We start from the raw sequence: 23,219 nt of genomic DNA, 5'->3' as shown, positions 1-23,219 counted from the left end.
ATTCAAGGCCGGACGACGATGATTTATACGATGCCGCCGGTCGCGCTAAGCCCGCTTCAAATCGGCCATGCAAGCCTCTACACGCAGCTTGTGACCCTGTATCGCCGCTCCGCGATCGCATCGCTTGCGATCCTCGCCCTCATCGTCGCCGCAACCTGGTTCCGCATTCGCGGCACGTTGATTGAGCCGCTGTGGCTCGACGAGGCTTACAGTGCCTATGCGGCATCCAAGGGCTTTCATTTTCTCTGGAACGTGGTGCCGCTCTACGAAACGCACCCGCCCTTTTATTACTCGCTGCTGCGGGTCTGGACGCTGGGTTTCGGTGATTCGCTGACGGCGTTGCGCGCGCTGGGCATCGTCTGCGGGCTGCTGACGCTTCCTGTCGCGGTGCTGGCGCTGCGAGAAGTCGTCCGCGACAAAAGGCCGGCGGGGGTTGCGATCATCGCGGCGCTCGCGCTTGTCTCGCTCTCGCCGCCTCTGGTCGAGATGTCGCGCGAGGTGCGGCCCTATCCCGTCCTGATCCTCGTCTATTCCATCGCTACCGCCATGCTGTTGCGATTGGGTCGGATCGCGGCGGCCGAGCATCGGATCGCGCGTGCGCCCTTCATCATCTACCTGATCTGTCAGGCGCTGATGCTGTGGCTCCACAATCTGGGCCCGCTCTATGCCGCTGCGCTCGGCCTCGCCTTCCTCGTGCTCGTCGCCCGGCCCGGCCTTGCTCGCGCCGACTGGATCTGGTTTTTCGTCGGCCATGCACTGGTGGCGCTGGTCTATCTTCCCGGTCTGTGGATCCTGCTCGATCAGGCGCCGACGTGGGTTCGGTCTACCTGGCTCCGGTTCAATCCCGGCCTGCTCGGCGCGCGCCTCCAGTTTCTCTATGCCGCCGGCGGATGGCCGGCCGCCATCGCTGCCGCAGCCCTGTTGGTGCTGGCAGCGATGACGCTCTGGCGGGATTCGCAAGGCCGGAGAGTGCTGATAGGACTGCTGTTGCTGGCCCTGTTGCCCACCGCAGCCTCGATCCTCATCTCGATGACGATCGCGCCGGTCTTCATCGTTCGCACCCTCACCGCCACCGCCCTGCCCATGCTGTTGTTGTTCGCGATCGGCATTGGCCTGAATTTCGGCAGGGAAAGGGCGATCGGGTTGGGGGCTTTGCTGATCCTCCTTACGATCATGGCGATCGGCGACTATCGCGAGCGCGAGCGAGGGCCGATGCAGGATTGGTATGCGGCGCTCAAATGGCTGGGTGAACGCTACCGGCCGGGGGATGTGGTCTGGGCCTATCCCAATGAAGGGGCGCTCCCCTTCGATTATGCGGTGCGCGATCTTGGCATGAAGGTGGTGACCCGGCCGATCCCGACCGCGATTCCGACGCTCGACGGTGGGCCTGGCGCATGGAACCCCACGGGCAGCCGCGGCGTCGTCTCGCTGCCGGCCGATCGGCTGAAGACGCTGGCCGATGCCCCCGAGGCGCGGGCTGTGCCGACGATCTGGCTGCTGCGGCTGGGCGCCAACGCCTATGACAAGGGCGATCATCTGCTCCACGCGCTCGAAGCAAATCGCGTCCGCGTCGCCGATTGCGAGACCTATCCGATCGACGTCATCGGCCTCGCCCGGCCCGATGTCGCCGGCACGCCGCCCACCTTCCCGGCTAAGCGCGCGCCCTGCGTTCCGGGCAAATAAAAGCCCCGCCGTCCGGGTGGACGACGGGGCTCCAAAACCCGAGCTGACTGCGATCAGCGGCCGTCGCGGCGGCCCAGCAGGCGCAGGCGCAGCGCATTCAATTTGATGAAGCCCGCCGCGTCGCGCTGGTCATAGGCGCCGGCATCGTCCTCGAACGTCACCACCTTCTCGCTGTAGAGCGTGTTGGGTGACTTGCGGCCGATCACATAGACGCCGCCCTTGTAGAGCTTGAGGCGGACGGTGCCCGTCACCTTGTCCTGGCTATGATCGATCGCGGCCTGCAGCATCTCGCGCTCGGGCGAGAACCAGAAGCCGTTATAGATCAGCTCGGCATAACGCGGCGCGAGCTCGTCCTTGAGGTGGGCGGCGCCACGATCGAGCGTGATCTGCTCGATACCGCGATGGGCGAGGTGATAGATGGTGCCGCCCGGCGTCTCATACATGCCGCGGCTCTTCATGCCGACAAAGCGGTTCTCGACGAGATCGAGCCGGCCGATGCCATGCTTGCGGCCGAGATCGTTGAGCTTGGCGAGGAGCGTCGCCGGGCTCATCGCCTCGCCATTGATCGCGACGCCGTCGCCGCGCTCGAAATCGATCGTGATGATCTCGGGCTGATCGGGCGCGTCCTCCGGGTTGACGGTGCGTGAGAAGACATAATCGGGCACCTCCTCCCACGGATCTTCCAGCACCTTGCCCTCGGATGAGGTGTGGAGAAGGTTCGCGTCGGTCGAGAAGGGCGATTCGCCGCGTTTGTCCTTGGGCACCGGGATCTGGTGCTTTTCGGCGAAGTCGATCAAGGCGGTGCGGCTGGTCAGGTCCCATTCGCGCCACGGCGCGATCACCTTGATGTCGGGCGACAGCGCATAATAGCCAAGCTCGAAGCGGACCTGGTCATTGCCCTTGCCGGTTGCGCCATGGCTGACGGCGTCGGCGCCCACCATCTTCGCGATCTCGATCTGGCGCTTGGCGATCAGCGGCCGGGCGATCGAGGTGCCGAGCAGATAAAGCCCTTCGTAGAGCGCGTTGGCGCGCATCATCGGGAACACATAATCCTTCACGAACTCCTCGCGGAGATCGTCGATGAAGATATGCTCGTCCTTGATGCCCATCAGCTTGGCCTTGGCGCGGGCGGGCTCCAGCTCCTCGCCCTGGCCGAGATCGGCGGTGAAGGTCACGACCTCGCAGCCATAGGTCTGCTGCAGCCATTTCAGGATGACGCTCGTGTCGAGCCCACCCGAATAGGCCAGCACCACGCGCTTGATCCTGTCGCTCATTATCGCTTCCTTGATCGCTTGGGGGGAATCGGCTGCGCGACTATGCGCTAATGGCGCCGCGCGCAACCTTGCTTAAGGAGGGCTGGGATGGCGCGCGCGAACAAGACACAGGAGACGGAAGCCAACGTCGAAGCTTTCCTCGCCGCGGTCGAGCCGGCGTCCCGCCGCGCCGATGCGTTGCGGCTCGCCGAAATGTTCGAGGAGGTGTCGGGTGATCCGCCCAGGCTGTGGGGGCCGAGCATCATCGGCTATGGCTCCTACCATTATCGCTACGACAGCGGCCATGAGGGGGACATGGCACGGATCAGCTTCTCGCCGCGCAAGAATGCCCTCGTCCTCTACATCATGGGCGGATTCCCGCGGCATCAGGAACTGATGGACCGGCTCGGCACGTACAAGACCGGCAAGTCCTGCCTCTATCTGAAGGCGCTGGCGGACGTGGACGAGGCTGTCCTGATCGAACTGATGCGCGAATCCTTGGCTTATATGGCCGCTACCTACCCGGATTGAGCCCGTTCAAGCGCGATACACATGGCCCACGCAAAGATTGCAGCGTTGAAACTTGCTTTCAGGGTCGAACATCGGCGGCAACATGCCCCTGCGAATCAGGGACCGTGCAGAACAGATCGCACGATTCGATCGACAGGACGGAAGGAACAACCCCATGAAGAAATTCGCAATCGGCGCGTCGCTTATGGCCCTGGTCGCGGTCCCCGCGCTCGCCTGGCAGGCTTCGCCCCAGGGCGGCCCGCGCGGCTTCGACCAGCCGGAAACCCGCGCGCAGGTCGAGGCCAGCGTCAAGGATCATTTCGCCAAGATGGACCTCAACAAGGACGGCGCGGTCACCGAAGCCGAGATCAGGCAGGGTCGCGATGCGCGGATGAAGGCGCGCGCCGACGAACGCTTCGCCGCGCTCGATAGCGACAAGAACGGCCAGATCAGTCGCGCCGAATTCGATGCCGGCCATGACAAGGCGCGCGAAATGCGTGGCGATCGCGGGCCGGGCGGCCATGGCGGCAAGGGCAAGCATGGCATGCGCGGCCATCGCGGCGGCGGTGACTTCGGCGGCCGGATGTTCGCCACGGCGGACGCAAACAAGGACGGCAAGGTGACGCTGGCCGAAGCGTCGACGGCGCGCCTGCAGTGGTTCGACAAGGTCGATATCAACAAGGACGGCACGATCACCCCGGAAGAGCGCAAGGCCGCCTTCGCCTCCTTCCGTGAAGAGCGGAAGGCCGTTCGCAACTGAGGACCAAGCCGCCGGCTATTCGGCCGGCGGCACCCGCACGACGAGACCGTCGAGGGCCTCGTTCATCTGCACCTGACAGCCCAGCCGGCTGTTCGGTTGCCGGTGGGCGAGGCCCTCGATCATATCGGCCTCCTCGGCCTCCGGCGCCGGCAGTTGGTCCACCCATTCCGGTTCGATCCAGACATGGCAGGTGGCGCAGGAACAGATGCCGCCGCAGGTGCCGATGATCCCCTCGACATTGCCCATCAGCGCCGTTTCCATCAGCGTCATCATCGGGAAGGCATCGGCGGAGACGGCTTCGCCATCCTGCTGAATGTAAGTGATCCGCGGCATCAGGCGCGCCCTCCCGCAAACGTGACCGGGACATGGGTGAAGCCGCGCACCTGTGGCGAATGCATGCGTTGCAGCCTCGCTTCCTCGACCGCGAAATCCCCCGTCATCGCCAGCAACTCTTCCATAGCGACCTTCGCTTCGAGCCGGGCGAGCGCGGCGCCGAGGCAGGCGTGCAGGCCCCCGCCGAAGCCCAGATGGTCGCGCGGGTTGCGGCGGATGTCATAGACCTCGGCCCGCTCATATTTGCGCTCGTCGCGATTGGCACAGGTGAAGAGCAGAGCCACCTTCGCCCCCTTGGGGATGATGCGATCGTGCAGCGGCACATCCTGCGTCGTCGTTCGCGCCATCATCTGCGTTGGCCCGTCGAAGCGCATCGTCTCCTCCACGGCCGATGGCAGCAGGTCCGGCTCGGCATGGAGCAACGCAAGCTGGTCGGGGTGGCGATGGAGCTGGAACATCATGTTGCCGATCAGCTTGGTCGTCGTCTCGTTGCCGGCGATCGACAGGATGAAGATATAGCCCAGCACCTCCTCATGGCTGAGCTCGCCCGCCGCCTCGGCCGCCATGAGCGCGGCAATGATGTCGTCGCGGGGCGGTTCGGCGGCGCGTCGCTTCATGTCCTCGGCGAAATAGCCGTAGAGCGCATAGCTTGCGTGCATGCCTTCGTCGGGCATCTCGAACACGCCTTCGTCGCGGTGGACCACGGTGTCGGTCCAGTTGCGCAGCATGTCCTCGTCCGCCTTCGGGAAGCCGAGCAGCCGGCAGATGATCGCCATCGGCAGCTTCGCGGCGAAATCGGTGATGACGTCGATCCGGCCCGTCTCGCGATGCGGCGCCAGCAGCTCGCGCGCGAGGTCGCGGACGCCCTGTTCCAGCACCGCCACCTTGGCCGGGGTGAACATGCCCGCGATCAGGTGACGCATCTTGGTATGCACCGGCGGATCGGCGTTGATCAGCGTCGGCACTTCCGCCTTGATCGGCTCCAGCGTCGTCCCTTGAGCGCTGGAAAATAATGTGAAGTTGCGCACCGCCGCCTGGCAGTCGGCATAACGCGACAGTGCCCAGAAATCGAACTTGCGGTTGTGGAAGACCGGCTCCTCGTCCCGCAGCCGGCGATAGGTGGCATAGGGATCGTCGTGCAGCGCATAATCAAAGGGATCATAATCGAGCATCGCCGGTCCTCTTCCGCCACCGGCGATTCTCTGTCGTGATCGCTTGTGGGAGACACTGGATAGACGGGCGGCCGCGCGGGGTTAAACGGCGGTCAGGTCGCTTATCGGGCCGATTTTACCATAACGGCCATCAATCGCCGTCAGGCGCGCGCTTCGGGCCCCAAAGCGGGGTCGAGATCGCGGGGGCGGATGAAGCGCGCGAGATGTCCCGCGCCTGCCTTTATGTCCACCCAATGATCGACATGGAATTCGATCTCGGCGAGGGCCGCGGTGGGGAATTTCTCCTCCACCTGATCGCGCGCCTCATCATCGGCACGATCGGGCACCAGCATCAGCACCAATTCTTCCATGCCGGGATTATGGCCGCTCATCAAAATGGCGTCGGCTGTGTCGGGCGCTTCGTGGATGACGTCGAGCAAAGAGGCCGACGACGCCAGATAGATCCGTTTGTCGAGCTCGACATGGATCGACCGGCCATAGCCTTCCCACAATTCGTCCAACGTCTCGACGACGCGGACCGCGGGGGAGGCGAGCACCAGATCGTAGCGCAGCCCAAGGTCGCGCATATGCATGCCCATCAACCGCGCGCCGCGGCGGCCGCGCCCGTTCAGCGGACGATCGAAATCGCGGGCGACCGGATCGTCCCAGCTCGACTTCGCATGGCGCAGCAGCGTCAGCCTCTTCATTCCCTCTCCGCTCGTCCGGCTTCATCCAGCCTGATGCCGGAAACTTGTTGCGGTGAAAAGATATCGGGGACGAAAGCGTTGATCTCCGCGACGCGCGCGACAGCATCGTCCAGGGTCAGCCGCCGCACCGGCACCCCCGCGGGGAAGGCATCGAGCAGGCGCGTGGGCGTCGCGGCCGACAGCAGCACGAAGGCGCCACGATCGTCGGCGCGGCGGATCAGCCGGCCGAACGCCTGCGCCAGCCGCGCCCGCACCACCCGATCGTCATAAGCGGCACCGCCGCCGGCGGCGCGGCGCGCGGCGTGCAGCACCGTCGGGCGCGGCCAGGGCACGCCCTCCATCACCACCAACCGCAGCGATTCGCCCGGCACGTCGACACCGTCGCGCAGCGCATCGGTGCCGAGCAGGGATGCCCGGCGATCGTCGCGGAAGATATCGACGAGGGTGCCGGTGTCGATCGGGTCGACATGCTGGGCATAAAGCGGCAGCCGATCGCGAGCGAGCCGATCGGCAATGCGCGCATGCACCGCCTTCAGCCGCTGGATCGCGGTGAACAGGCCCAGTGTCCCCCCGCCCGCCGCTGCAATCAGCCGTGCATAGGCAAGGCCCAACGAGGCGAGGTCGCCGCGCTTGAGATCGGTGACGATCAGCACCTCCGCGCGCGACGCATAATCGAACGGGCTCTCAGCCTCGAACAGGCGAACCGGCTGGTCGAGATGGATCGCCCCCGTCCGCGCCTCGGCCGCCGCCCAATCCTCGCTACCGCGCAGGGTCGCCGAAGTGACGAGCACGCCGTGTGCCGGCTTCAAAACGGTTTCGGCCAGCGGGCGGGTCGGGTCCAGCCAGTGGCGGTGAAGGCCGATGTCGAACTCGCGACCTTCGATCCGGTCGATCGCCAGCCAGTCGACGAAATCGGGGTCGACCGGTCCGCCCAGCCGGGCAAGCAGCGACACCCAGGCGCCGAGCAGCTGGTTGCGGTTGGCAAGCCCGGCGATCGAGCCCTCGATCCGCGCGCGCGCCGGCCCGTCGAGCCAGTCCGGCCCATCCTCCAGCACCGCCTCCAGCCGCTGGCGCAACCGCGCGAGCGGACGGACGAGCGCTTCCAGCGCCTGGGCCGCGGGCGCCGCTGCCTCGATCAGCGCCGGGTCCAGTTCCGCGGCTTCCGTCTCCAGGCCATAGCCCGCATCGGCTGCCGACGAGCGGGCGTAGACGGTGTCGCGCACGGCGGAGAGCAATTTCTCGATCGGCCCCATCGGCGCGCCTTCGCCCAACCGGCCGAGCCAACTGTCGGCGGGGAGTACCCCCGCTGCGCCGATCGCGGCGTCGATCGCCAGCGCGCCCTCCTCGTCATAGGAGGCGACGTCGGACAGGCGCGCGGCCAGCCCGCGCCTGCGCCCACGGGATTTGCCTTCGGGGCCGATGATCCAGCGGCGCAGCTCGATCGTCTCCTGCCCGGTCAGCGCCGCGGCGAAGGTCGAATCGGCGGCGTCGAACAGATGATGGCCTTCGTCGAACACCATACGGGCGAGCGGCGCACCTTCCTCGCGGCGGCGCTGGGCCAGGATCATCACCAGCGCATGGTTGGCGATGACGAGATCGGCCCCCTCGGCCGCGCGCGCCGAGCGTTCGATGAAGCATTTTCGGTAATGCGGGCAGCCGGCATAGACGCACTCGCCCCGCCGGTCGGTCAGCGCGGTCGATCCGGCGCGGCGGAACAAAGCGGGCAGCCAGCCGGGCAGGTCGCCGCCCACCATGTCGCCGTCGCGGCTATAGGCCGCCCAGCGCGCCACCAGTTGCGCCAGGATCGCCGCACGGCCCTGAAAACCGCCCTGCAGCGCATCCTCAAGATTGAGCAGGCAGAGATAATTTTCGCGGCCCTTGCGCACCACGACGCGCCGCGCGCGGTCGATCGGCTTGGGGAAGATCCGCTCGGTCTCGCGGTCGAGCTGGCGTTGCAGCGCCTTGGTATAGGTCGAAACCCAGACCGTGCCGTCCGCCTGATCGGCCCACAAGGCGGCGGGCGCCAGATAACCGAGCGTCTTGCCGATGCCCGTTCCGGCTTCCGCCAACACGATGTTCGGTCGCCCCTCCGCGACGCGCGGATCGAATACCCGCGCTGTCGCCGCGGCATAGGCACGCTGCCCTTCGCGCGGCTCGGCGCCGTCGCCCACCAGCCGTGCGAGCATCGTGTCGGTCTCGGCGGCGTTCAGCACCACAGGCCGCGGTTGCGGTCGCGGCGGCGCTTCCTCCCATTCCGGCAGCTTCGAAAACAGCCAGCGTTCGGCGCGGTCGGGCTGGGCGATGCGATCGGTAACGGCCTTGGCCCAGGGCCAGCGCAGGCGGAACAAGGCCTGCCCCGTCGTCCACGCGCCTTCGCGCTCCGCCCAGTCGCTGGACTCCAGTCGATCGAGCAGCATCTGCGCCGCCCGCAGCAGGAAAGCGGGGGCCGCTATATCATCCGCGGGCGGCTCAAGCTCCAGCGCCCGCGCCATTCCTGCTGGCGTCGGCACGGCGAAGCGGCCCGGATGGACGAAGGCGAACAGTTCGAGCAGGTCGAGGCCCGAAAGCTCGCCATAGCCGAGCCGCGTTGCGGTGACGGGCGCGTTCAGCAGCACTGCCGGCGTCTCGGCGGCGAGCGCGATGGCCTCGCCACGCCCGGCGCTGCGGGTCACGCCATCCGGAAATGCGATCCAGATGCCGCCATGGGTGGCGTGGATGGCAGGCCAGGGGAGGGAAGCGGACACGAACCTTCTCTAGCGCCCGGCGAACGATTGGGGAACGGCAACTCGCGGGGACGATCGCGTCGTCCACATCATGTCGTTTACGAAACGATAGCAGGCTTCTGGGAAAACATGATAATGAAAAAATCGGGTCGCGTCAGAGAGGGAGAGTTGAATGTTCGGACCGACGAGACTGACGAATCAACAGCGCGCAATATTGGCCCAGCGCAACGGCGCCGGCGGCCCCTGCGAGACCTGCGAATGCACCGAATTCCGTAGCGGCGATCCTGAAACGGCATGCATCAATTGTGGCCATCACGTCGACGAGCATGATCTAGACTGACGCTCTTTTGCGTCGTCTAGATCGGTGATTGCCGCTCCTCGCGCCGCTACCGCGCGAGGGCGGCGACGAACTGCTCCACCTGGGGCAGATGATCGAAATGGATATTGCCGTCCACGTCGGCGGCAGGGTCGCCATGGATCAGGATCATCGCCGCATTGCCGCGGCCCTTGCCGTCCACCGCGCCCAATATGCCGCCCAAAATGCGCTCGCGGCCGATCTCCATCAGCGGATGGCGGTGCCAGGGCAGGCTCCACACCACCCGCCGGTCGGTGACGGTCAGGCGGATGAAGGGCGCGCGGGCAACGCCCAGCACGAAACCGGGAAAACGCCGCATCAGCAGCAGGGCGACGAGCAGCACCAGCAGCGCGATCGTCACCGTCCCGCCAATTGCGAAGGCGAGCAGCCGGGGCGTCTGCGGGGTCGGCCACCACATCGCCCAGAGCAGGAAGCTCAGGGTCCAGAGCTGGAGCATGAAGCAGCCTGCCATGATCAGGCTGCCCGAAGGCATCGCCCGCAGGCCCGGCCGCGCCACATAAAGCGATCGTTCGGGTATCGGGTCGAGCCGGCGCATATAGGCGACCGGCAATTGCGCCGCGGCGTCGATGATCTCGGGCTTCGCGGTGGACATCCGATACCCTCGCTTCGCGCCCTCAAGCGGCCGAATGTTTCCATCCGGCGCGGAATCGCTCTAAGGCGTCGCCGAACACGCTAATCGACACGGGAACCCATGGCAAACGACCTCCGCGCAAGCGCCCTCGACAGCAAGGCATGGCCCTTTGAGGAAGCCCGCAAGCTCCTCAAGCGCTATCCGAACGGCGCGCCGGAAAAGGGCCATGTGCTGTTCGAGACCGGCTATGGCCCGTCGGGCCTGCCGCATATCGGCACCTTCAACGAAGTGCTGCGCACCACCATGGTCCGCCGCGCGTTCGAGGCGATGTCGGACGTGCCGACGCGGCTGATCGCCTTCTCCGATGACATGGACGGCCTGCGCAAGGTGCCGGACAATGTGCCGAACAAGGCAATGCTGGCCGAATATCTCGGCAAACCGCTGACCAAGGTGCCCGATCCGTTCGAGAAGTTTGAGAGCTTCGCGCATCACAACAATGCGATGCTGCGCGAATTCCTCGATCGCTTCGGCTTCGAATATGAATTCCTGTCGGCGACCGAACAATATGCCTCGGGCCGGTTCGACGAGACGCTGAAGAGCGTTCTTCGCCACTATCAGGGCATCATGGACGTGATGCTGCCGACACTCCGCAAGGAACGGCAGGCGACCTATTCACCGGTGCTGCCGATCAGCGCGAAGACAGGCATCGTCCTCCAGGTGCCGGTGGAGGTGGTTGATGCCGATCAGGGCCTCGTCCGCTTCGAGGATGAGGGCGAGACGATCACCCAGTCGATTCTCGGCGGGCGGGCCAAGCTACAGTGGAAGGTCGATTGGGCGATGCGCTGGGTCGCGCTCGGCGTCGATTATGAGATGGCGGGCAAGGACCTGATCGATTCGGTCACGCAATCCGGCAAGATCTGCCGCGTGCTCGGCGCCCGCCCGCCCGAAGGCTTCAATTATGAGATGTTCCTCGACGAGAAGGGCGAGAAGATCTCCAAATCCAAGGGCAATGGCCTGTCACTGGAGCAGTGGCTGACCTACGGCCCCGAGGAGAGCCTGGCCTTCTTCGCCTATCGCGAGCCCAAGAAGGCGAAGTCGCTGCACATGGGCGTGATCCCGCGCGCGGTGGACGATTATTGGCAGTTCCGCGCCAATTACCCCACCCAGCCGATCGAACAGAAGCTCGGCAACCCCGTCCACCACATCCACAATGGCGATGTGCCGGCGGAGCCGCTGCCGATCAGCTTCGGCCTGCTCCTCAACCTCGTCGGCGTGCTCGGTGAGGCGGATGAGGCGCAGGTGTGGGGCTATCTCGGCAATTATCTGCCGGATGCGAACGCGACGACCTATCCCGAGCTTGCCCGGCTGATTGGTCACGCGCTTGCCTACCATCGCGATTTCGTCGCCCCCACGCTCGTCCGCCGCAAGCCGGACGCGAAGGAGGCGGCCGCGCTCAAGGAACTGGACGACAAGCTGGCAGCGCTCGGCGACGCGGCCGATGCCGAGGCGATCCAGAATGAGGTCTATGAGATCGGCAAGGCGCATTTCGGCAAGGAGGCGCTGCGCGATTGGTTCAAGGCGCTCTACGAGACCTTGCTCGGCACCAGCCAGGGACCGCGCATGGGGAGCTTCATCAAGCTCTACGGCCTCGCCAACAGCCGCCGGCTGATCGCCGAGGCGCTGGCCTGATCGATATAGCGGGAACAGGCGTGTGACCGACCTGCCGATCCACGCCGTCCTGCCCGATCTCATCGGCGCGCTGCGCGATGCGTCCTCGGCGGTGCTGGTCGCCCCGCCGGGCGCGGGCAAGACGACCGCAGTCGCGCCAGCGCTGCTTCGGGAAGCATGGTGCGACGGGCAGATATTGCTGCTGTCGCCCCGCCGCCTCGCCGCGCGTGCTGCGGCTGAGCGCATGGCCTTCCTCGCCGGCGAGCCGGTGGGTCGGACGATCGGCTATGCGACGCGCCTCGATAGCAAGCAGTCCGCCGCGACGCGCATCCTCGTCCTCACCGAGGGCATTTTCCGCAACCGCATCCAGGCCGATCCCGAACTCCCCGGCGTCTCCGCCGTGCTGTTCGACGAGGTTCACGAACGCAGCCTCGACAGCGATTTCGGCCTGGCGCTAGCGCTCGATGCACAAGCCGCGCTTCGCCCCGATCTCCGCCTGGTGGCGATGTCCGCCACGCTCGACGGCGCCCGCTTCGCCGCGTTGATGGATGGCGCGCCTGTCATCGAATCCGAAGGCCGCAGCTACCCGCTCGATCTCCGCCATATCGGCCGCCGCGCCGAAGCGCGGATCGAGGATGAAATGGCCGCGGCCATCCGCCGCGCGCTGAGCGAGGAAGCGACGGGCAGCCTGCTCGCCTTCCTTCCCGGTGTCGCCGAGATCGAGCGCACTGCCGAGCGCCTCGCCAACCTGCCCGCCGAGATCGAGATCCACCGCCTCCACGGCACGCTGGAGCCGGCCGAGCAGCGCGCCGCCATCGCTGCGTCACCCGCCGGCATCCGCAAGATCGTACTGGCAACCAGCATCGCCGAGACCAGCCTGACGCTCGATGGCGTTCGTATCGTGGTCGATTCCGGCCTCGCCCGCCGCCCGCGTTACGATCGCGCTGCCGGCGTCACCCGCCTTTCCACCGAACGCGTCAGCCAGGCGGCCGCCACCCAGCGCGCCGGCCGCGCCGCTCGCCAGTCACCGGGCGTCGCCTATCGGCTTTGGGAAGAAGCGGCGACCGCCGGTCTTCCTCGCTTCGACCCGCCGGAGATATTGGAGGCCGACCTTTCCGCACTCCTCCTCGATTGCGCGATCTGGGGCGTGGCCGATCCCGCCAGCCTACGCTGGATCGATCCCCCGCCCGCCGCTGCCGTCGCGGAGGCGAGGACCCGGCTGACATCCTTGGACGCGATCGATGCCGACGGCCGCCCCACGCCGCACGGCAAGGCGATCGCCGCGCTGCCGCTGCCCCCGCGCCTCGCCCATATGCTGGTCGAAGCGCAAGCCCGCGGCTGGGCCGACACCGCTGCCGAAGTCGCGGTGCTGCTCTCCGAGCGTGGCCTTGGCGGCAATGATGCGGACCTCGAACTCCGCCTCCGCCGCTGGCGCAGCGAACGTGGCAAGCGCGCCGAGGCTGCGCGCAGACTCGCAAAACGGTGGCGCCGCCTTCTCACTCCCCTCCCTGTAAGGGAGGGGTTGGGGGAGGGTCTCGCCGACGCAGGCGGCGATCTTGCCGAACGGTCGGGAAGCTCGCTCCGCTCGCCACCCACCCCCAGCCCCTCCCTTAGAGGGAGGGGAGAAGAGCTAGCCCCCTCCGTCGCGCTTGCTTTCCCCGATCGCGTCGCCCGCCGCCGCGACGCCTCGGGTGAGAATTGGATCGCTGTCGGCGGCCGGGGCTTCAGGCTCGATCCGCTCTCCCCGCTTGCTCGTCACGAATGGCTGGCGGTTGCCGAAACCCAGGGGTCGGCCGCCGGCGCGCGTATCCTCTCTGCTGCCGCGATCGACCAGGCCGATGTCGAGGCGCTGTTCGCCGATCGCATCCAGATGGTTCGCGACGTCCGCTTCGATCCTGCGACCGGTGGCGTCATCGCACGCCGCGAACGCCGGCTCGGCGCGGTGCGGCTTGGCGGCGGGCCGGACGATGCGCCAGACAAGGAGGCGATCGCCGCCGCTCTTGTTGAAGGCGTCCGCCAACATGGTCTTGCCTTGCTTCCCTGGTCCGAAGCTGGGGAGGCGCTGCGTCAGCGTGCCGCCTTCGCCCGCCCGCACGATCCCGCACTCCCCGATCTGTCGGACGAGGCGCTGATCGCCGTGCTCGACGATTGGCTCACCCCGCTCGTCGCCGGCAAGCGCCGTCTCGATGCGGTGCAGCCGGGGGATCTCACCCAGGCGCTCGAAAATCTGCTGGGCTGGGAAGGCGGCCGCGCCGTCGACCGGCTCGCCCCCGCCCGCCTCTCGACCCCCGCCGGCTCGAGTCACGCGATCGATTATGCCGCGGACGGCGGCCCCGCCGTCGAACTCCGCCCGCAGGCGTTGTTCGGGCTCACCCGCCATCCGATGCTCGCCGATGGCCGCGTGCCGCTGGTGCTGCGTCTCACCTCGCCGGCCGGCCGGCCGATCCAGACGACGCGCGACCTGCCCGGCTTCTGGTCGGGCAGTTGGGCCGCCGTCGCCAAGGAAATGCGCGGCCGCTACCCCCGCCACCCGTGGCCCGATGATCCCGCCGGTGCCGATCCGACACTCCGCACCAAGAAGGCCAGCGGGCGATAGCTCCCTATATCGTCATCCCAGCGGAAGCTGGGATGACGGAATTGATCTCAATGCAGGTGGCGCAGTTTGTCCGGGTTGCGCATCACATAAATCGCGGTGATCCGGTCGCCTTCGATCTCGAAAGCGGTGGTCTGAAGCTCGCCATCCGCCTCGCGGGTGACGATGCCGGGCAGGCCGTTGATCAGGCCGGTATGGACCAAGGTCGAGCCATGCTTGCCGTACAGGACGGCGAGCGCCTTGTGCAGCTGAACGACCTGACGGGCGCCGATGACCAGCTTGTCCGCCGCTGGCCGCTTCCCGCCGCCATCGGCATGCATGCTGACATCGTCCGCCAGCATGGTGCCCAGCGCGCTCATGTCGCCGCTGCGGGATGCGGCGAAGAAGGCGGCCGCCAATTCCAATCCACGCTGCTTTTCCACCTGAAAACGAGGACGGGCATCACGGACATGCGCGCGTGCCCGCGCGGCAAGCTGCCGGCACGCCGCGGGATCGCGCTGGATCGTTTTCGCCACCTCGTCGAAGCCCAATCCGAATACGTCGTGCAGCAGGAAGGCAGCGCGTTCGAGTGGGGACAGCCGTTCGAGCGCCAGCATCAGCGGCAGGGTCACGTCGGGTTCCTCATCCTCGTCCTCGACGATCGGATCGGGCAGCCAGGGGCCGACATAGGTTTCGCGCGTCGCCCGCGCGGATTTGAGCTGGTCGAGGCAGAGCCGCGTCACCGTGCGGCGCAGGAAGGCGGCCGGTTCGCGCACCTCGGCTCGGTCGGCCCCCATCCAGCGGATGAAGGCCTCCTGCACCATATCCTCGGCATCGGCGACCGAGCCGAGCATGCGATAGGCGACGCGGGTGAGCATGGGCCGCAGCGGATCGAAACTCGCCGCCGCGTCGGCGTGGCTCACCGCGCCGGTCATTAGGCGGTCGCCTTCGCGGGCACGCCATTCTCGTACCAGAGGCCGAAGCCCACGGCGATGCGATTCCAGCCGTTGATGATGTTGATCATCAGGGTCAACTTCACCTGCTCCTCCTCGCTGAATTCGGCCTTCAGCGCCTCATAGGCCGCTTCATGCGCATGGCCTTCGGAAAGCCGGGTCAGGGCCTCGGTCCAGCCGAGCGCGGCCCGCTCGCGCGGGGTATAATAAGGCGCCTCGCGCCACGCCGACAGCAGATAGATGCGCTGTTCGGTTTCGCCTTTCTCGCGGGCTTCGGCGGTGTGCATGTTGATGCAGTTGGCGCACTGGTTGATCTGCGACGCGCGGATCTTCACCAGTTCGATCAGGCTGGGTTCAAGGCTGGCGGCAACGGAAATGGACAGCGCCGTCCAGCTCTTCATCAACTGGGGGGCAGCGGTATAAGGGTCGAGCTTGGCAGTCATGGTCGGAAGTCCTTTCCTTGGTTCCGATGCCTTGACGAGCGAGCTCTATCCGCTGTGACATTGCCTGCGAAAAATTTGGGATCACGGACCCGCCCGATCCAACGGAGCGTCACGCTCTGTTGGGTTCGGCCCGGGTCACCGTCGCTGTCCTACGGCCCCGCCCTCACGTTAGGAATGTCAGAGAAGCACGGAATTTCCGTTGCTTGCCGCTCTTTGCCATCGTTGGAAACATCGCATCGGGGAGAAGTTGAGGAAGCGCATGGCAATCCTCAACTTCCTCAACTTCGTCCCCTTTCGGGATGCGGTCAGGCCCCGAAGGAGAGGCTGAACGGCCCGCCCTTGGTGACTGCCCTTTGCCATGCGGCACGCGCTTCCATCCGCGCGACGAAGTCCAGCAGGATCGGCTGATCGTCGATCTGCCCCTGCGCCTTCAGGAATTGCAGCTCGTGCGTCAGTTGCAGGTCGGCGGCGGTGAAGCTGTCGCCGATCAGATGGCCGCTCTCCTTCAGCATCGCGTTCAGATGCTCGATCTGCACCGAAAGCCCATGGTTCGCATAGCCCTCCAGCATGGGCGCGCTCACCCCGAACAGCCGGATGAACAAGGGCAGCAGGGTCCGCAGCGCCAGCGAGGATTCCGGGTAATGCAGCAACTCCAGGAACTTCGCATAGTCGGGCGAGTCCATCGGCGGGGCCAGCCGGCCCTTGCCGTAGCGCATCAGCACATATTGGATGATCGCCGCGGACTCGGCCATCACCAGCCCGTCAATCTCCACCGACGGCGCCTTGCCGAGCGGGTGGACCCTGGTCATTTCGGGGGGAGCGGCCCCCATCATCCGTTGGTAGCGAACCACCTCATAGGGCAGTTCCAGTTCCTCGAGCAGCCAGAGGATGCGCTGCGATTTCGAGTTTTCGAGATGATGAACGACGATGTTCGCCACGGTGGTTCCCCCCTTTGTCCTCTAACCGGACTGCGAGGGAGGCTAGGCCCCCGCCGCCCCGGCCCCCAAGCGGAATCGCGATGGCGGTGGGGCGGGGGAAGGAAAAAGCGTCACGGAACGCGCGTCGCCACGCGCGTTCCGCGCAAAATTGCGATCAATCCCGCAGCAGCTCGTTGATCCCCGTCTTGGCGCGCGTCTGCGCATCCACCCGCTTCACGATCACGGCGCAATAAAGCGACGGCCCCGGTGTGCCATCCGGTAGCGGCTTGCCCGGCAGATTGCCCGGAACGACGACGGCATAATCGGGCACGCGGCCGACGAAAATCTCGCCGGTCGCGCGGTCGATGATCTTGGTCGAGGCGCCGAGATAGACGCCCATGGAGAGCACCGCGCCCTCGCCGACGATCACGCCTTCGGCCACTTCCGCGCGGGCACCGATGAAGGCGCCGTCGCCGATCACGACCGGGTTGGCCTGCAACGGTTCCAGCACGCCGCCGATGCCGACACCGCCCGAAAGATGGACGTTGCGGCCGATCTGCGCGCAGCTACCTACGGTGGCCCAAGTGTCGACCATCGAGCCTTCACCGACAAAAGCGCCAATATTCACGAAGCTCGGCATCAGCACGACGCCCTTGGAGATATGCGCGCCGCGTCGCACGACGGCACCCGGCACCGAGCGGAAGCCGGCGGCACGATATTCGGCCTCGCCCCAGCCGGAAAATTTGCTCGGCACCTTGTCCCACCAGTTCGCCTCGCCCGGCGCGCCGGCGATCAGCGCGTTGTCGTTCAGGCGGAAGGAGAGCAGCACGGCCTTCTTGAGCCACTGGTGGACGATCACCTCGCCATCCACCGTCTCGGCGACACGCGCGGTGCCGGCATCGAGCTGCGCCAGCGCCGCATCGACGGCGGTGCGAACCTCGCCTTTGGTGTCGAAACCCAGCGTGTCGCGCGCTTCCCACGCGGCCTCGATCGTCTGCGCCAGATCGCTCATCACTTCGTCCCCAATATTGTTTGCAGCCATTCGCCGACTTCGGCGATTTCGAAATCGATGTAATCGGGATGGTGCTGGTGCGCGCCAAAATCCGATCCGTTGTTCACCCACACCGTCGTCATCCCCAGTGCCTTGGCGGGCTTGAGGTTGCGGGCCATGTCTTCCACGAAAAGCGCGGTTTCCGGCCGTACGCCGAGCGCGCGGCACATCATGTCGTAGCTCCGGGGATCGGGCTTCGGCTGATAGGCGCAGGCGTGGATGTCGTGGATCGCCTCGAAGCTTTCCGACAGGCCGAGCTTGCCCAGCACGCGGCGGGCATAGGTCTCGTCGCCATTGGTGAAGATCAGCTTCCGGCCGGGCAACTGTGCCACGGCTTCCACCAGCCGGCGGTCCTCGGCGATCGCGTCCATTTCGATGTCGTGGACGAAGTCGAGAAACGCATGCGGGTCGATGTCATGCGCCGTCATCAGGCCGCTCAAGGTCGTGCCATGTTCGACGAAATAGCTTTTCTGGATGCGCCGCGCCTCGACCGGGTCGACGCCGAGCAGATTTTGGATGAACTGCCCCATGCGGATGTCGATGAGGCCGAACAGATCCGCCGACGCTGGGTAGAGCGTATTGTCCAGATCGAAGATCCAGCAATCGACATGGGCGAGGGCGGGCAGCATGGCGCCGCGGGGTCTAGCGGCGTGGCGACGCCGGGGCAACCGGCGCCTTTGCGGCAAATCCTCCCCAGGCCGGAGCCCGGGGAGGGGAAGGCATTACATGCCGGTGATGACGACCGTCACCGCCCGACGATTCTGCGCCCAGGCGCTCTCGTCGGAACCCGGCACTTCCGGGCGTTCCTTGCCGTAGCTCACGGTCGAGATGCGGGCGGCGTCGATCCGGCTCGCGAAATAATTCTTCGCCGAATTGGCGCGGCGGTCGCCGAGCGCAAGGTTATATTCGCGCGTGCCGCGTTCGTCGGCATGGCCTTCGATCGTGATGCGCACGTTGGGATATTTGGCGAGCCACTGGGCCTGACGGTCGAGCGTCGCCCGTGCCTCATCGTTCAGATCATATTTGTCGGTGTCGAACAACACGCGATCCGAGCCGACCTGCTGGAGGAAATCTTCCTTCGATCCCGGGACCACGGTCGAGCCGACCGGGCCTTCCGGCTGCGTCGTCTGCGCGGGCGGCGCGGTCTCCGTCGGGGCAGGCGGCAGCGTCTCCGGCGGCTTCTTGGCGCAACCGGCCACGGCGACGAAGGCTGCCGCCACGAGCAGCTTTGTCGTCAGGTTCTGCATGTCGTTCTCCTTGATAACTGCGACGAAATGTTCTTTTTTGACGATGAACGGAATATGAACGGGGCGCAACCCCGTTTCACGGGAGTAACGGTCCCCAGGCCGGATCGGATCCATCAAGCGGCGTCGGGACGCGCTTTTCGTTGACGCCGGTCAGATCCACCGACCAGAGATCGGCCTTGCCCGAGCCCTGGGCCGTGCGGAAGAACATGAGCACGCGCCCATTGGGGGACCAGCTTGGCCCTTCATCCTGCCAGGCGTTGGTCAGGATCTTCTCGTTCGATCCGTCGACACCCATGATGCCGATGCGGAAGCCGCCGCCGATCTTGGTGAAGGCGATCAAATCGCCCTTGGGGCTCCAAACCGGCGTCGCATAGCGGCCCGATCCGAAGCTGATGCGGTTCTGGCCGGAGCCGTCCGCGCTCATCACATAGATCTGCTGCGTGCCCGAACGATCGCTTTCGAAGACGATGCGGCCGCCGTCGGGCGAGTAACTGGGCGCGGTGTCGATCCCCGGCGATGTGGTGAGGCGGGTTGCCGCGCCGCCGCTGGTGGGCACGCGATAGATGTCGGTATTGCCGTTCACCGCCATCGAGAAGACGATGAAGCGACCATCGGGAGAGAAACGCGGCGAGAAGGTCATGTTCGGCTGGTTGACCACCAGCCGCTGTCGGCCCGAGCCGACATCGTAGACGTAGACGCGCGGCTGATCGTTGACGAAGGACATGTAGACGATCGTCTGCTGGTTCGGCGCAAAGCGCGGCGTCAGCACGATTGCCTGGCCGTTAGTCAGGAAGCGGTGGTTGGCGCCATCCTGATCCATGATGGCCAGCCGCTTGATCCGCTTGGTCTTGGGCCCGGTTTCGGAAACATAGACCACACGGCTGTCGAAATAGGGGCCTTCTCCGGTCAGCCGGGTATAGACGGTGTCGGCGCACTTGTGCGCTGCGCGGCGCCAGTTGGCCGGTGTCACGACGAAGCCCTGCCGCGTCATCTCCGTGCCGGCGAACACATCGTAGAGATAGCAGCCGACCGTGATCGTGCCGTCGCCATTGGCCTGAACGAAGCCCTGAACCAGCGCCTGCGCGCCGGTGCCCACCCAATGCGGGAAATCGGGGGCAGTGACCTGCGGGAAGCTCACCTGTCCGAGCGCGCTCGGCCCGATCGGCTGGAAGAGGCCGCTGTTGCGCAGATCGTTGGTGACCACCTCTGCCACCTGCCGGCCAAGGGCGGACGTGTCGCCCGCGGCGGTGGGTGTGATCGCCGGCGTCGGCATGGAAGGTATGGCGATCGGCATCGGCGACGAGATGCCGCCGGTGATGTCGACGGTGATCGACTGCGCAAGAGCGGGGAGCGGGGACGCCCCGATCCCGGTTGCGACTGCCGCCAGCAGCAGGGTGCGGATCAGCTTCATCCTCTTCTCCCGTCTATCGTGTGAATGGCCCCGGGCGTCATGCAGCGCCGCCGGGGCTGAAGGTCAGTTCGAATTCGTCCCACCCGTTCTGGTGCAGTTCGGCCGGCAGGTTGATCGGCTGGCAGCGCAGCACCGCGAGGCTGGCCGCTTCGGCCATGCGACCGGCCTGCGCTGCATTCTCCGGCGTGACACCCGATTGCCGCGCGACTTCCGGCAGGCCGATCAATGTTCCATCCGCGGCATAGCGCACGCGCAATGTAGTTGTGATCGCTCGCGCCGATCGGATCACCTTGGGGTGACGGTAGCAGCGCTTGACCTGATGGGCCGCGATTTGCGTGGCGCGCGCGACAGCCGCGCGATCCGGCCCGGGCGCCACGGACACCGGGCGTTGACCGGCGCATCCCCCAATGAAAAGCGCAAGGAGGGGAAGAAGCGGCGATACCCATTTCATCCCAACTGGCTCGGCGTGAAGCGGAGTTGAAAATCGTCCCAGCCACCATCGTAAAGCTCGGCCGGGAGCTTTACCGGCGTGCAGCGCAACACGGCGCGGCGGGCAATGTCGCTCACCTGCCGCGAATAGGAGCGGTTGCCGTCGGTGACACCCGTCTGCTCGACGACTTCGGGCGCGACGGCGACCGTGCCGTCGGGCTTGTAGCGCAGGCGCAATGTGGTGACGATGCTCATCGCCGAGGTGCCCTGCAGCGATCCGAGTTCGTAGCATGGCTTGAACTGGCGCGTGATCGCCGCGGCCAGACCCTGCATCGCAGCACCACTGACCGCGGCTCGTGGCGTCTGCGCCTTACCCTTCGGGTCGTCCGATATGCCCTTCAGGAAATTGGAGCCCAGCCGCGATCCGCCGGCCTTCTGCGCACTGCCCTTGGCGTCGCGGTCCGGCCGGCGGCGATCGCCCATGTCCTGCTCCTCCTTCTTGGGAGTGGGCTGGGGTTTTTCGGCGGGCTTCGGCTTTTCTGCCGGCTTGGGCACCTGTGGCACGTCGGATGCCTTGGGCTTTGCGACCGGTTCGGGCGCGGGAACCGGTTCCGGTTCGGACGGCGCAGGTTCCTCGGGCGGGGCGAGTTCGGGTGCTTCGGATGGGGCCGGGGCCTCGGTCGCCGGGTTGGGCACGGCCGATCGCATGCCGACCTCGTCGGTCAGGATCACATCCATCGGCTCGTTGACGAGCGGGGGCAGCTTTGCGGTGGAAACAAGGCCGAGCGACAGCAATGCGAACAGGGCAATATGCCCCGTCAGCGCGATGCCGAAGCCAGCCTTCTCCGCACGATCGATCACGACTTCTCTTCACCCGCGGTCACGAGTGCCACCCGGTTGAGGCCGGCGCGGTTGAGCTCGCCCATGACGCGCATCACCCGGCCATAATCGAGCCCGCGGTCGGCGCGCAGGAAGATCTGCGGGCTATCCTTGCCCTTGCCGCGCGTCGCCGCGATCCTGCCCAGCTGGTCGGCGAGCGTCGCTTCGGCCACTTCCTGATCGTCGAGGAAGACCTTGCCGGTCTCGTCGATTGAGATCTGGATGGGCTCGTCCTTCTGGTCGAGCGCGCCGGCGCGGCTGTCCGGAAGGTTGACCGGCACGCCTGCCACAAGCAACGGCGCCGTGATCATGAAGATGATCAAGAGCACCAGCATCACATCGACCAGCGGCGTGACGTTGATCTCCGCCATCGGGGTCCGCCGGCCATTGTGGCCGCGGCCCTGAACGGGGCCCATTGCCATCAGCCTTCCACCTCAAGCTCGCGGCTGAGCGTCGCATGGAATCCGTCGGCGAAGCGGTGAAGACGGGCCTCGACGCGGTTCAGCACATGCGTCAGCCGGTTATAGGCAATAACCGCAGGGATTGCCGCGAACAGGCCGAGCGCGGTTGCGAACAGGGCCTCGGCAATACCGGGCGCGACGACGCCGAGCGAGGTGTTCTGCTGCGCGGCGATGTCGGTGAAGCTCTTCATAATGCCCCACACCGTGCCGAACAGGCCGACGAAGGGCGCGACCGAGCCGATGGTGGCGAGGATGTTGAGCCGGTCGGACAATTTGTCGACCTCGGCCGCGACCGCGGCGCCCATCGTTGTCGCGAGACGGGCGCGGGTTCCTTCGCGGTCGATCGCCTTGCCCTTGGTCGAGCGGCGCCATTCGGCGACGCCGGCGGAAAACACCTTCGCGCTCGGCAAATCGGCGCGGCCGGGGCCGTCATAGAAGCGGTCGATATCCTCGGCCTTCCAGAAGTCGCGCTCGAACGCTTCATTGGCCTTGCTGATCTTCTTCAGCCGCAGGCCATGGGCAAGGATGATCGTCCACGTCCAGATGCTTGCCAGCACCAGCCCGATCATCACCGCCTTCACGACGAAATCGGCCTGCATGAACAAGGTGACCGGGGACAGCAGCGATTCCGTGGGGGCAATGGTCATGATTGGTCAGGATTCCCTTTCAGCCGCTCGAATATTTCGATCCAGCCACGCGGCTGCCGCCGTGGCCGACCGTCGGGGGAGAGGAAGGCCGCGGTGACGTCCGCTTCGGCCACTACCTCCCCACCCCGCATGACTCTCTGATGAATGACGCACGAAGCCGCCCGAATTTCCTTCACATGCGACACGACCAGCAAATCATCTTCCAGTTTCGCCGGTCGGCGGTAGCGGATCGCGAGATCGGCGACGGCATAATAGCCTTCGCCGCCCTCCTGCGCGTCGCGCTGGTTGATGCCGGCGACGCGGAGCATGTCGCTCCGCGCGCGCTCCATGAACCGCAGATAATTGGCGTGATAGACCACGCCGGTAAGATCGGTGTCCTCGAAATAGACGCGCACCGCGAAGCGATGCTCGTTGCCGACGAAGCGCCCTTCGAATGGCCGGTCCTGTGCGTCCTTAACCATCGGCCGGGGTCTA

23 protein-coding genes are annotated in these 23,219 nt (G+C 66.1%); 5 read left to right on the top strand and 18 right to left on the bottom strand.

Annotated features, from left to right (window positions below):
- The first annotated feature begins 18 nt into the window (after positions 1–18).
- Positions 19–1,683: a hypothetical protein gene (locus ACFB49_RS19090; RefSeq protein ID WP_380872907.1), complete on the top strand. Its 1,665-nt coding sequence runs from the start codon at positions 19–21 to the stop codon at positions 1,681–1,683.
- Positions 1,684–1,736: 53 nt separating this feature from the next.
- On the opposite strand, the gene ACFB49_RS19085 is transcribed toward ACFB49_RS19090, so the two are convergent.
- Positions 1,737–2,957, bottom strand: a complete 1,221-nt coding sequence (locus ACFB49_RS19085; RefSeq protein ID WP_380872906.1) for an argininosuccinate synthase — start codon at positions 2,955–2,957, stop codon at positions 1,737–1,739.
- 87 nt (positions 2,958–3,044) lie between these two features.
- On the opposite strand from ACFB49_RS19085, the gene ACFB49_RS19080 reads away from it, so the two are divergent.
- Both ACFB49_RS19080 and ACFB49_RS19075 read left to right on the top strand, forming a co-directional pair.
- Positions 3,045–3,467, top strand: coding sequence for a DUF1801 domain-containing protein (locus ACFB49_RS19080; protein WP_380872905.1), 423 nt, complete (start codon positions 3,045–3,047; stop codon positions 3,465–3,467).
- 154 nt (positions 3,468–3,621) lie between these two features.
- Positions 3,622–4,206, top strand: a complete 585-nt coding sequence (locus ACFB49_RS19075) for a calcium-binding protein (RefSeq protein WP_380872904.1) — start codon at positions 3,622–3,624, stop codon at positions 4,204–4,206.
- 15 nt (positions 4,207–4,221) lie between these two features.
- On the opposite strand, the gene ACFB49_RS19070 is transcribed toward ACFB49_RS19075, so the two are convergent.
- The 5 genes from ACFB49_RS19070 to ACFB49_RS19050 form a co-directional block, all read right to left on the bottom strand.
- Positions 4,222–4,539: a 2Fe-2S iron-sulfur cluster-binding protein gene (locus tag ACFB49_RS19070; protein ID WP_380872903.1), complete on the bottom strand. Its 318-nt coding sequence runs from the start codon at positions 4,537–4,539 to the stop codon at positions 4,222–4,224.
- Positions 4,539–5,711 (bottom strand): cytochrome P450, encoded by a 1,173-nt coding sequence (locus ACFB49_RS19065; protein WP_380872901.1) that lies wholly within the window; start codon positions 5,709–5,711, stop codon positions 4,539–4,541. Before ACFB49_RS19065 ends, ACFB49_RS19070 begins: the two co-directional genes overlap by 1 nt.
- Positions 5,712–5,851: 140 nt before the next feature.
- Positions 5,852–6,397 carry a SixA phosphatase family protein gene (locus ACFB49_RS19060; protein WP_380872900.1) on the bottom strand — a complete coding sequence of 182 codons (546 nt, stop codon included), beginning with the start codon at positions 6,395–6,397 and terminating at the stop codon, positions 5,852–5,854.
- Positions 6,394–9,141, bottom strand: coding sequence for an ATP-dependent DNA helicase (locus tag ACFB49_RS19055; RefSeq protein ID WP_380872899.1), 2,748 nt, complete (start codon positions 9,139–9,141; stop codon positions 6,394–6,396). The genes ACFB49_RS19060 and ACFB49_RS19055 overlap by 4 nt, the downstream gene beginning before the upstream one ends.
- A 365-nt stretch (positions 9,142–9,506) precedes the next feature.
- Positions 9,507–10,088, bottom strand: coding sequence for a hypothetical protein (locus ACFB49_RS19050; protein ID WP_380872898.1), 582 nt, complete (start codon positions 10,086–10,088; stop codon positions 9,507–9,509).
- A gap of 99 nt (positions 10,089–10,187) precedes the next feature.
- On the opposite strand from ACFB49_RS19050, the gene ACFB49_RS19045 reads away from it, so the two are divergent.
- Positions 10,188–11,756, top strand: a complete 1,569-nt coding sequence (locus tag ACFB49_RS19045) for a lysine--tRNA ligase (RefSeq protein WP_380872897.1) — start codon at positions 10,188–10,190, stop codon at positions 11,754–11,756.
- 22 nt (positions 11,757–11,778) lie between these two features.
- The gene (hrpB, locus tag ACFB49_RS19040; protein ID WP_380872895.1) at positions 11,779–14,331 is read left to right on the top strand and encodes an ATP-dependent helicase HrpB; all 2,553 of its coding nucleotides are present in this window, start codon (positions 11,779–11,781) and stop codon (positions 14,329–14,331) included.
- Positions 14,332–14,378: 47 nt separating this feature from the next.
- On the opposite strand, the gene ACFB49_RS19035 is transcribed toward hrpB, so the two are convergent.
- From ACFB49_RS19035 to ACFB49_RS18980, 12 genes are all read right to left on the bottom strand, one after another.
- Complete coding sequence (locus ACFB49_RS19035; RefSeq protein ID WP_380872894.1) at positions 14,379–15,242, bottom strand: sigma-70 family RNA polymerase sigma factor; 864 nt, start codon at positions 15,240–15,242, stop codon at positions 14,379–14,381.
- A complete protein-coding gene (locus ACFB49_RS19030; RefSeq protein ID WP_380872893.1) occupies positions 15,242–15,703 on the bottom strand; it encodes a carboxymuconolactone decarboxylase family protein in 462 nt (153 codons plus the stop codon). The genes ACFB49_RS19035 and ACFB49_RS19030 overlap by 1 nt, the downstream gene beginning before the upstream one ends.
- 305 nt (positions 15,704–16,008) lie before the next feature.
- Positions 16,009–16,641, bottom strand: coding sequence for a glutathione S-transferase family protein (locus ACFB49_RS19025; protein ID WP_380872892.1), 633 nt, complete (start codon positions 16,639–16,641; stop codon positions 16,009–16,011).
- A 154-nt stretch (positions 16,642–16,795) separates the two neighbouring features.
- Positions 16,796–17,632 carry a 2,3,4,5-tetrahydropyridine-2,6-dicarboxylate N-succinyltransferase gene (dapD, locus tag ACFB49_RS19020; RefSeq protein ID WP_380872891.1) on the bottom strand — a complete coding sequence of 279 codons (837 nt, stop codon included), beginning with the start codon at positions 17,630–17,632 and terminating at the stop codon, positions 16,796–16,798.
- Entirely contained in the window at positions 17,632–18,300 is a 669-nt protein-coding gene (locus ACFB49_RS19015) for a pyrimidine 5'-nucleotidase (RefSeq protein WP_380872890.1), read from the bottom strand. The genes dapD and ACFB49_RS19015 overlap by 1 nt, the downstream gene beginning before the upstream one ends.
- A gap of 93 nt (positions 18,301–18,393) precedes the next feature.
- A complete protein-coding gene (gene pal, locus ACFB49_RS19010) occupies positions 18,394–18,918 on the bottom strand; it encodes a peptidoglycan-associated lipoprotein Pal (RefSeq protein WP_380872889.1) in 525 nt (174 codons plus the stop codon).
- A gap of 76 nt (positions 18,919–18,994) precedes the next feature.
- Complete coding sequence (tolB, locus tag ACFB49_RS19005; protein ID WP_380872888.1) at positions 18,995–20,329, bottom strand: Tol-Pal system beta propeller repeat protein TolB; 1,335 nt, start codon at positions 20,327–20,329, stop codon at positions 18,995–18,997.
- Between the two features lie 37 nt (positions 20,330–20,366).
- Positions 20,367–20,711 carry a hypothetical protein gene (locus tag ACFB49_RS19000; protein WP_380872887.1) on the bottom strand — a complete coding sequence of 115 codons (345 nt, stop codon included), beginning with the start codon at positions 20,709–20,711 and terminating at the stop codon, positions 20,367–20,369.
- A 65-nt stretch (positions 20,712–20,776) separates the two neighbouring features.
- Positions 20,777–21,619, bottom strand: coding sequence for a hypothetical protein (locus ACFB49_RS18995; protein WP_380872886.1), 843 nt, complete (start codon positions 21,617–21,619; stop codon positions 20,777–20,779).
- The gene (gene tolR / locus ACFB49_RS18990; protein WP_380872885.1) at positions 21,616–22,059 is read right to left on the bottom strand and encodes a protein TolR; all 444 of its coding nucleotides are present in this window, start codon (positions 22,057–22,059) and stop codon (positions 21,616–21,618) included. The genes ACFB49_RS18995 and tolR overlap by 4 nt, the downstream gene beginning before the upstream one ends.
- Positions 22,059–22,745, bottom strand: a complete 687-nt coding sequence (tolQ, locus tag ACFB49_RS18985) for a protein TolQ (protein WP_380872884.1) — start codon at positions 22,743–22,745, stop codon at positions 22,059–22,061. The genes tolR and tolQ overlap by 1 nt, the downstream gene beginning before the upstream one ends.
- Positions 22,742–23,206, bottom strand: a complete 465-nt coding sequence (locus tag ACFB49_RS18980) for a YbgC/FadM family acyl-CoA thioesterase (protein ID WP_380872883.1) — start codon at positions 23,204–23,206, stop codon at positions 22,742–22,744. The genes tolQ and ACFB49_RS18980 overlap by 4 nt, the downstream gene beginning before the upstream one ends.
- Positions 23,207–23,219: the final 13 nt, after the last annotated feature.

This window comes from Sphingomonas sp. DBB INV C78 (assembly GCF_042693015.1).
GTDB lineage: Bacteria > Pseudomonadota > Alphaproteobacteria > Sphingomonadales > Sphingomonadaceae > Sphingomonas_E.
This window is presented reverse-complemented; position numbering and strand designations above follow the sequence as displayed.

What these genes read in the sequence shown, in the direction of transcription:
- ACFB49_RS19090 (WP_380872907.1), top strand. Translation starts at nt 19, where the DNA reads ATGATTTATACGATGCCGCCGGTCGCGCTAAGCCCGCTTCAAATCGGC.
- ACFB49_RS19085 (WP_380872906.1), bottom strand. Translation starts at nt 2,957, where the DNA reads ATGAGCGACAGGATCAAGCGCGTGGTGCTGGCCTATTCGGGTGGGCTC.
- ACFB49_RS19080 (WP_380872905.1), top strand. Translation starts at nt 3,045, where the DNA reads ATGGCGCGCGCGAACAAGACACAGGAGACGGAAGCCAACGTCGAAGCT.
- ACFB49_RS19075 (WP_380872904.1), top strand. Translation starts at nt 3,622, where the DNA reads ATGAAGAAATTCGCAATCGGCGCGTCGCTTATGGCCCTGGTCGCGGTC.
- ACFB49_RS19070 (WP_380872903.1), bottom strand. Translation starts at nt 4,539, where the DNA reads ATGCCGCGGATCACTTACATTCAGCAGGATGGCGAAGCCGTCTCCGCC.
- ACFB49_RS19065 (WP_380872901.1), bottom strand. Translation starts at nt 5,711, where the DNA reads ATGCTCGATTATGATCCCTTTGATTATGCGCTGCACGACGATCCCTAT.
- ACFB49_RS19060 (WP_380872900.1), bottom strand. Translation starts at nt 6,397, where the DNA reads ATGAAGAGGCTGACGCTGCTGCGCCATGCGAAGTCGAGCTGGGACGAT.
- ACFB49_RS19050 (WP_380872898.1), bottom strand. Translation starts at nt 10,088, where the DNA reads ATGTCCACCGCGAAGCCCGAGATCATCGACGCCGCGGCGCAATTGCCG.
- ACFB49_RS19045 (WP_380872897.1), top strand. Translation starts at nt 10,188, where the DNA reads ATGGCAAACGACCTCCGCGCAAGCGCCCTCGACAGCAAGGCATGGCCC.
- ACFB49_RS19035 (WP_380872894.1), bottom strand. Translation starts at nt 15,242, where the DNA reads ATGACCGGCGCGGTGAGCCACGCCGACGCGGCGGCGAGTTTCGATCCG.
- ACFB49_RS19030 (WP_380872893.1), bottom strand. Translation starts at nt 15,703, where the DNA reads ATGACTGCCAAGCTCGACCCTTATACCGCTGCCCCCCAGTTGATGAAG.
- dapD (WP_380872891.1), bottom strand. Translation starts at nt 17,632, where the DNA reads ATGAGCGATCTGGCGCAGACGATCGAGGCCGCGTGGGAAGCGCGCGAC.
- ACFB49_RS19015 (WP_380872890.1), bottom strand. Translation starts at nt 18,300, where the DNA reads ATGCTGCCCGCCCTCGCCCATGTCGATTGCTGGATCTTCGATCTGGAC.
- pal (WP_380872889.1), bottom strand. Translation starts at nt 18,918, where the DNA reads ATGCAGAACCTGACGACAAAGCTGCTCGTGGCGGCAGCCTTCGTCGCC.
- tolB (WP_380872888.1), bottom strand. Translation starts at nt 20,329, where the DNA reads ATGAAGCTGATCCGCACCCTGCTGCTGGCGGCAGTCGCAACCGGGATC.
- tolR (WP_380872885.1), bottom strand. Translation starts at nt 22,059, where the DNA reads ATGGCAATGGGCCCCGTTCAGGGCCGCGGCCACAATGGCCGGCGGACC.
- tolQ (WP_380872884.1), bottom strand. Translation starts at nt 22,745, where the DNA reads ATGACCATTGCCCCCACGGAATCGCTGCTGTCCCCGGTCACCTTGTTC.
- ACFB49_RS18980 (WP_380872883.1), bottom strand. Translation starts at nt 23,206, where the DNA reads ATGGTTAAGGACGCACAGGACCGGCCATTCGAAGGGCGCTTCGTCGGC.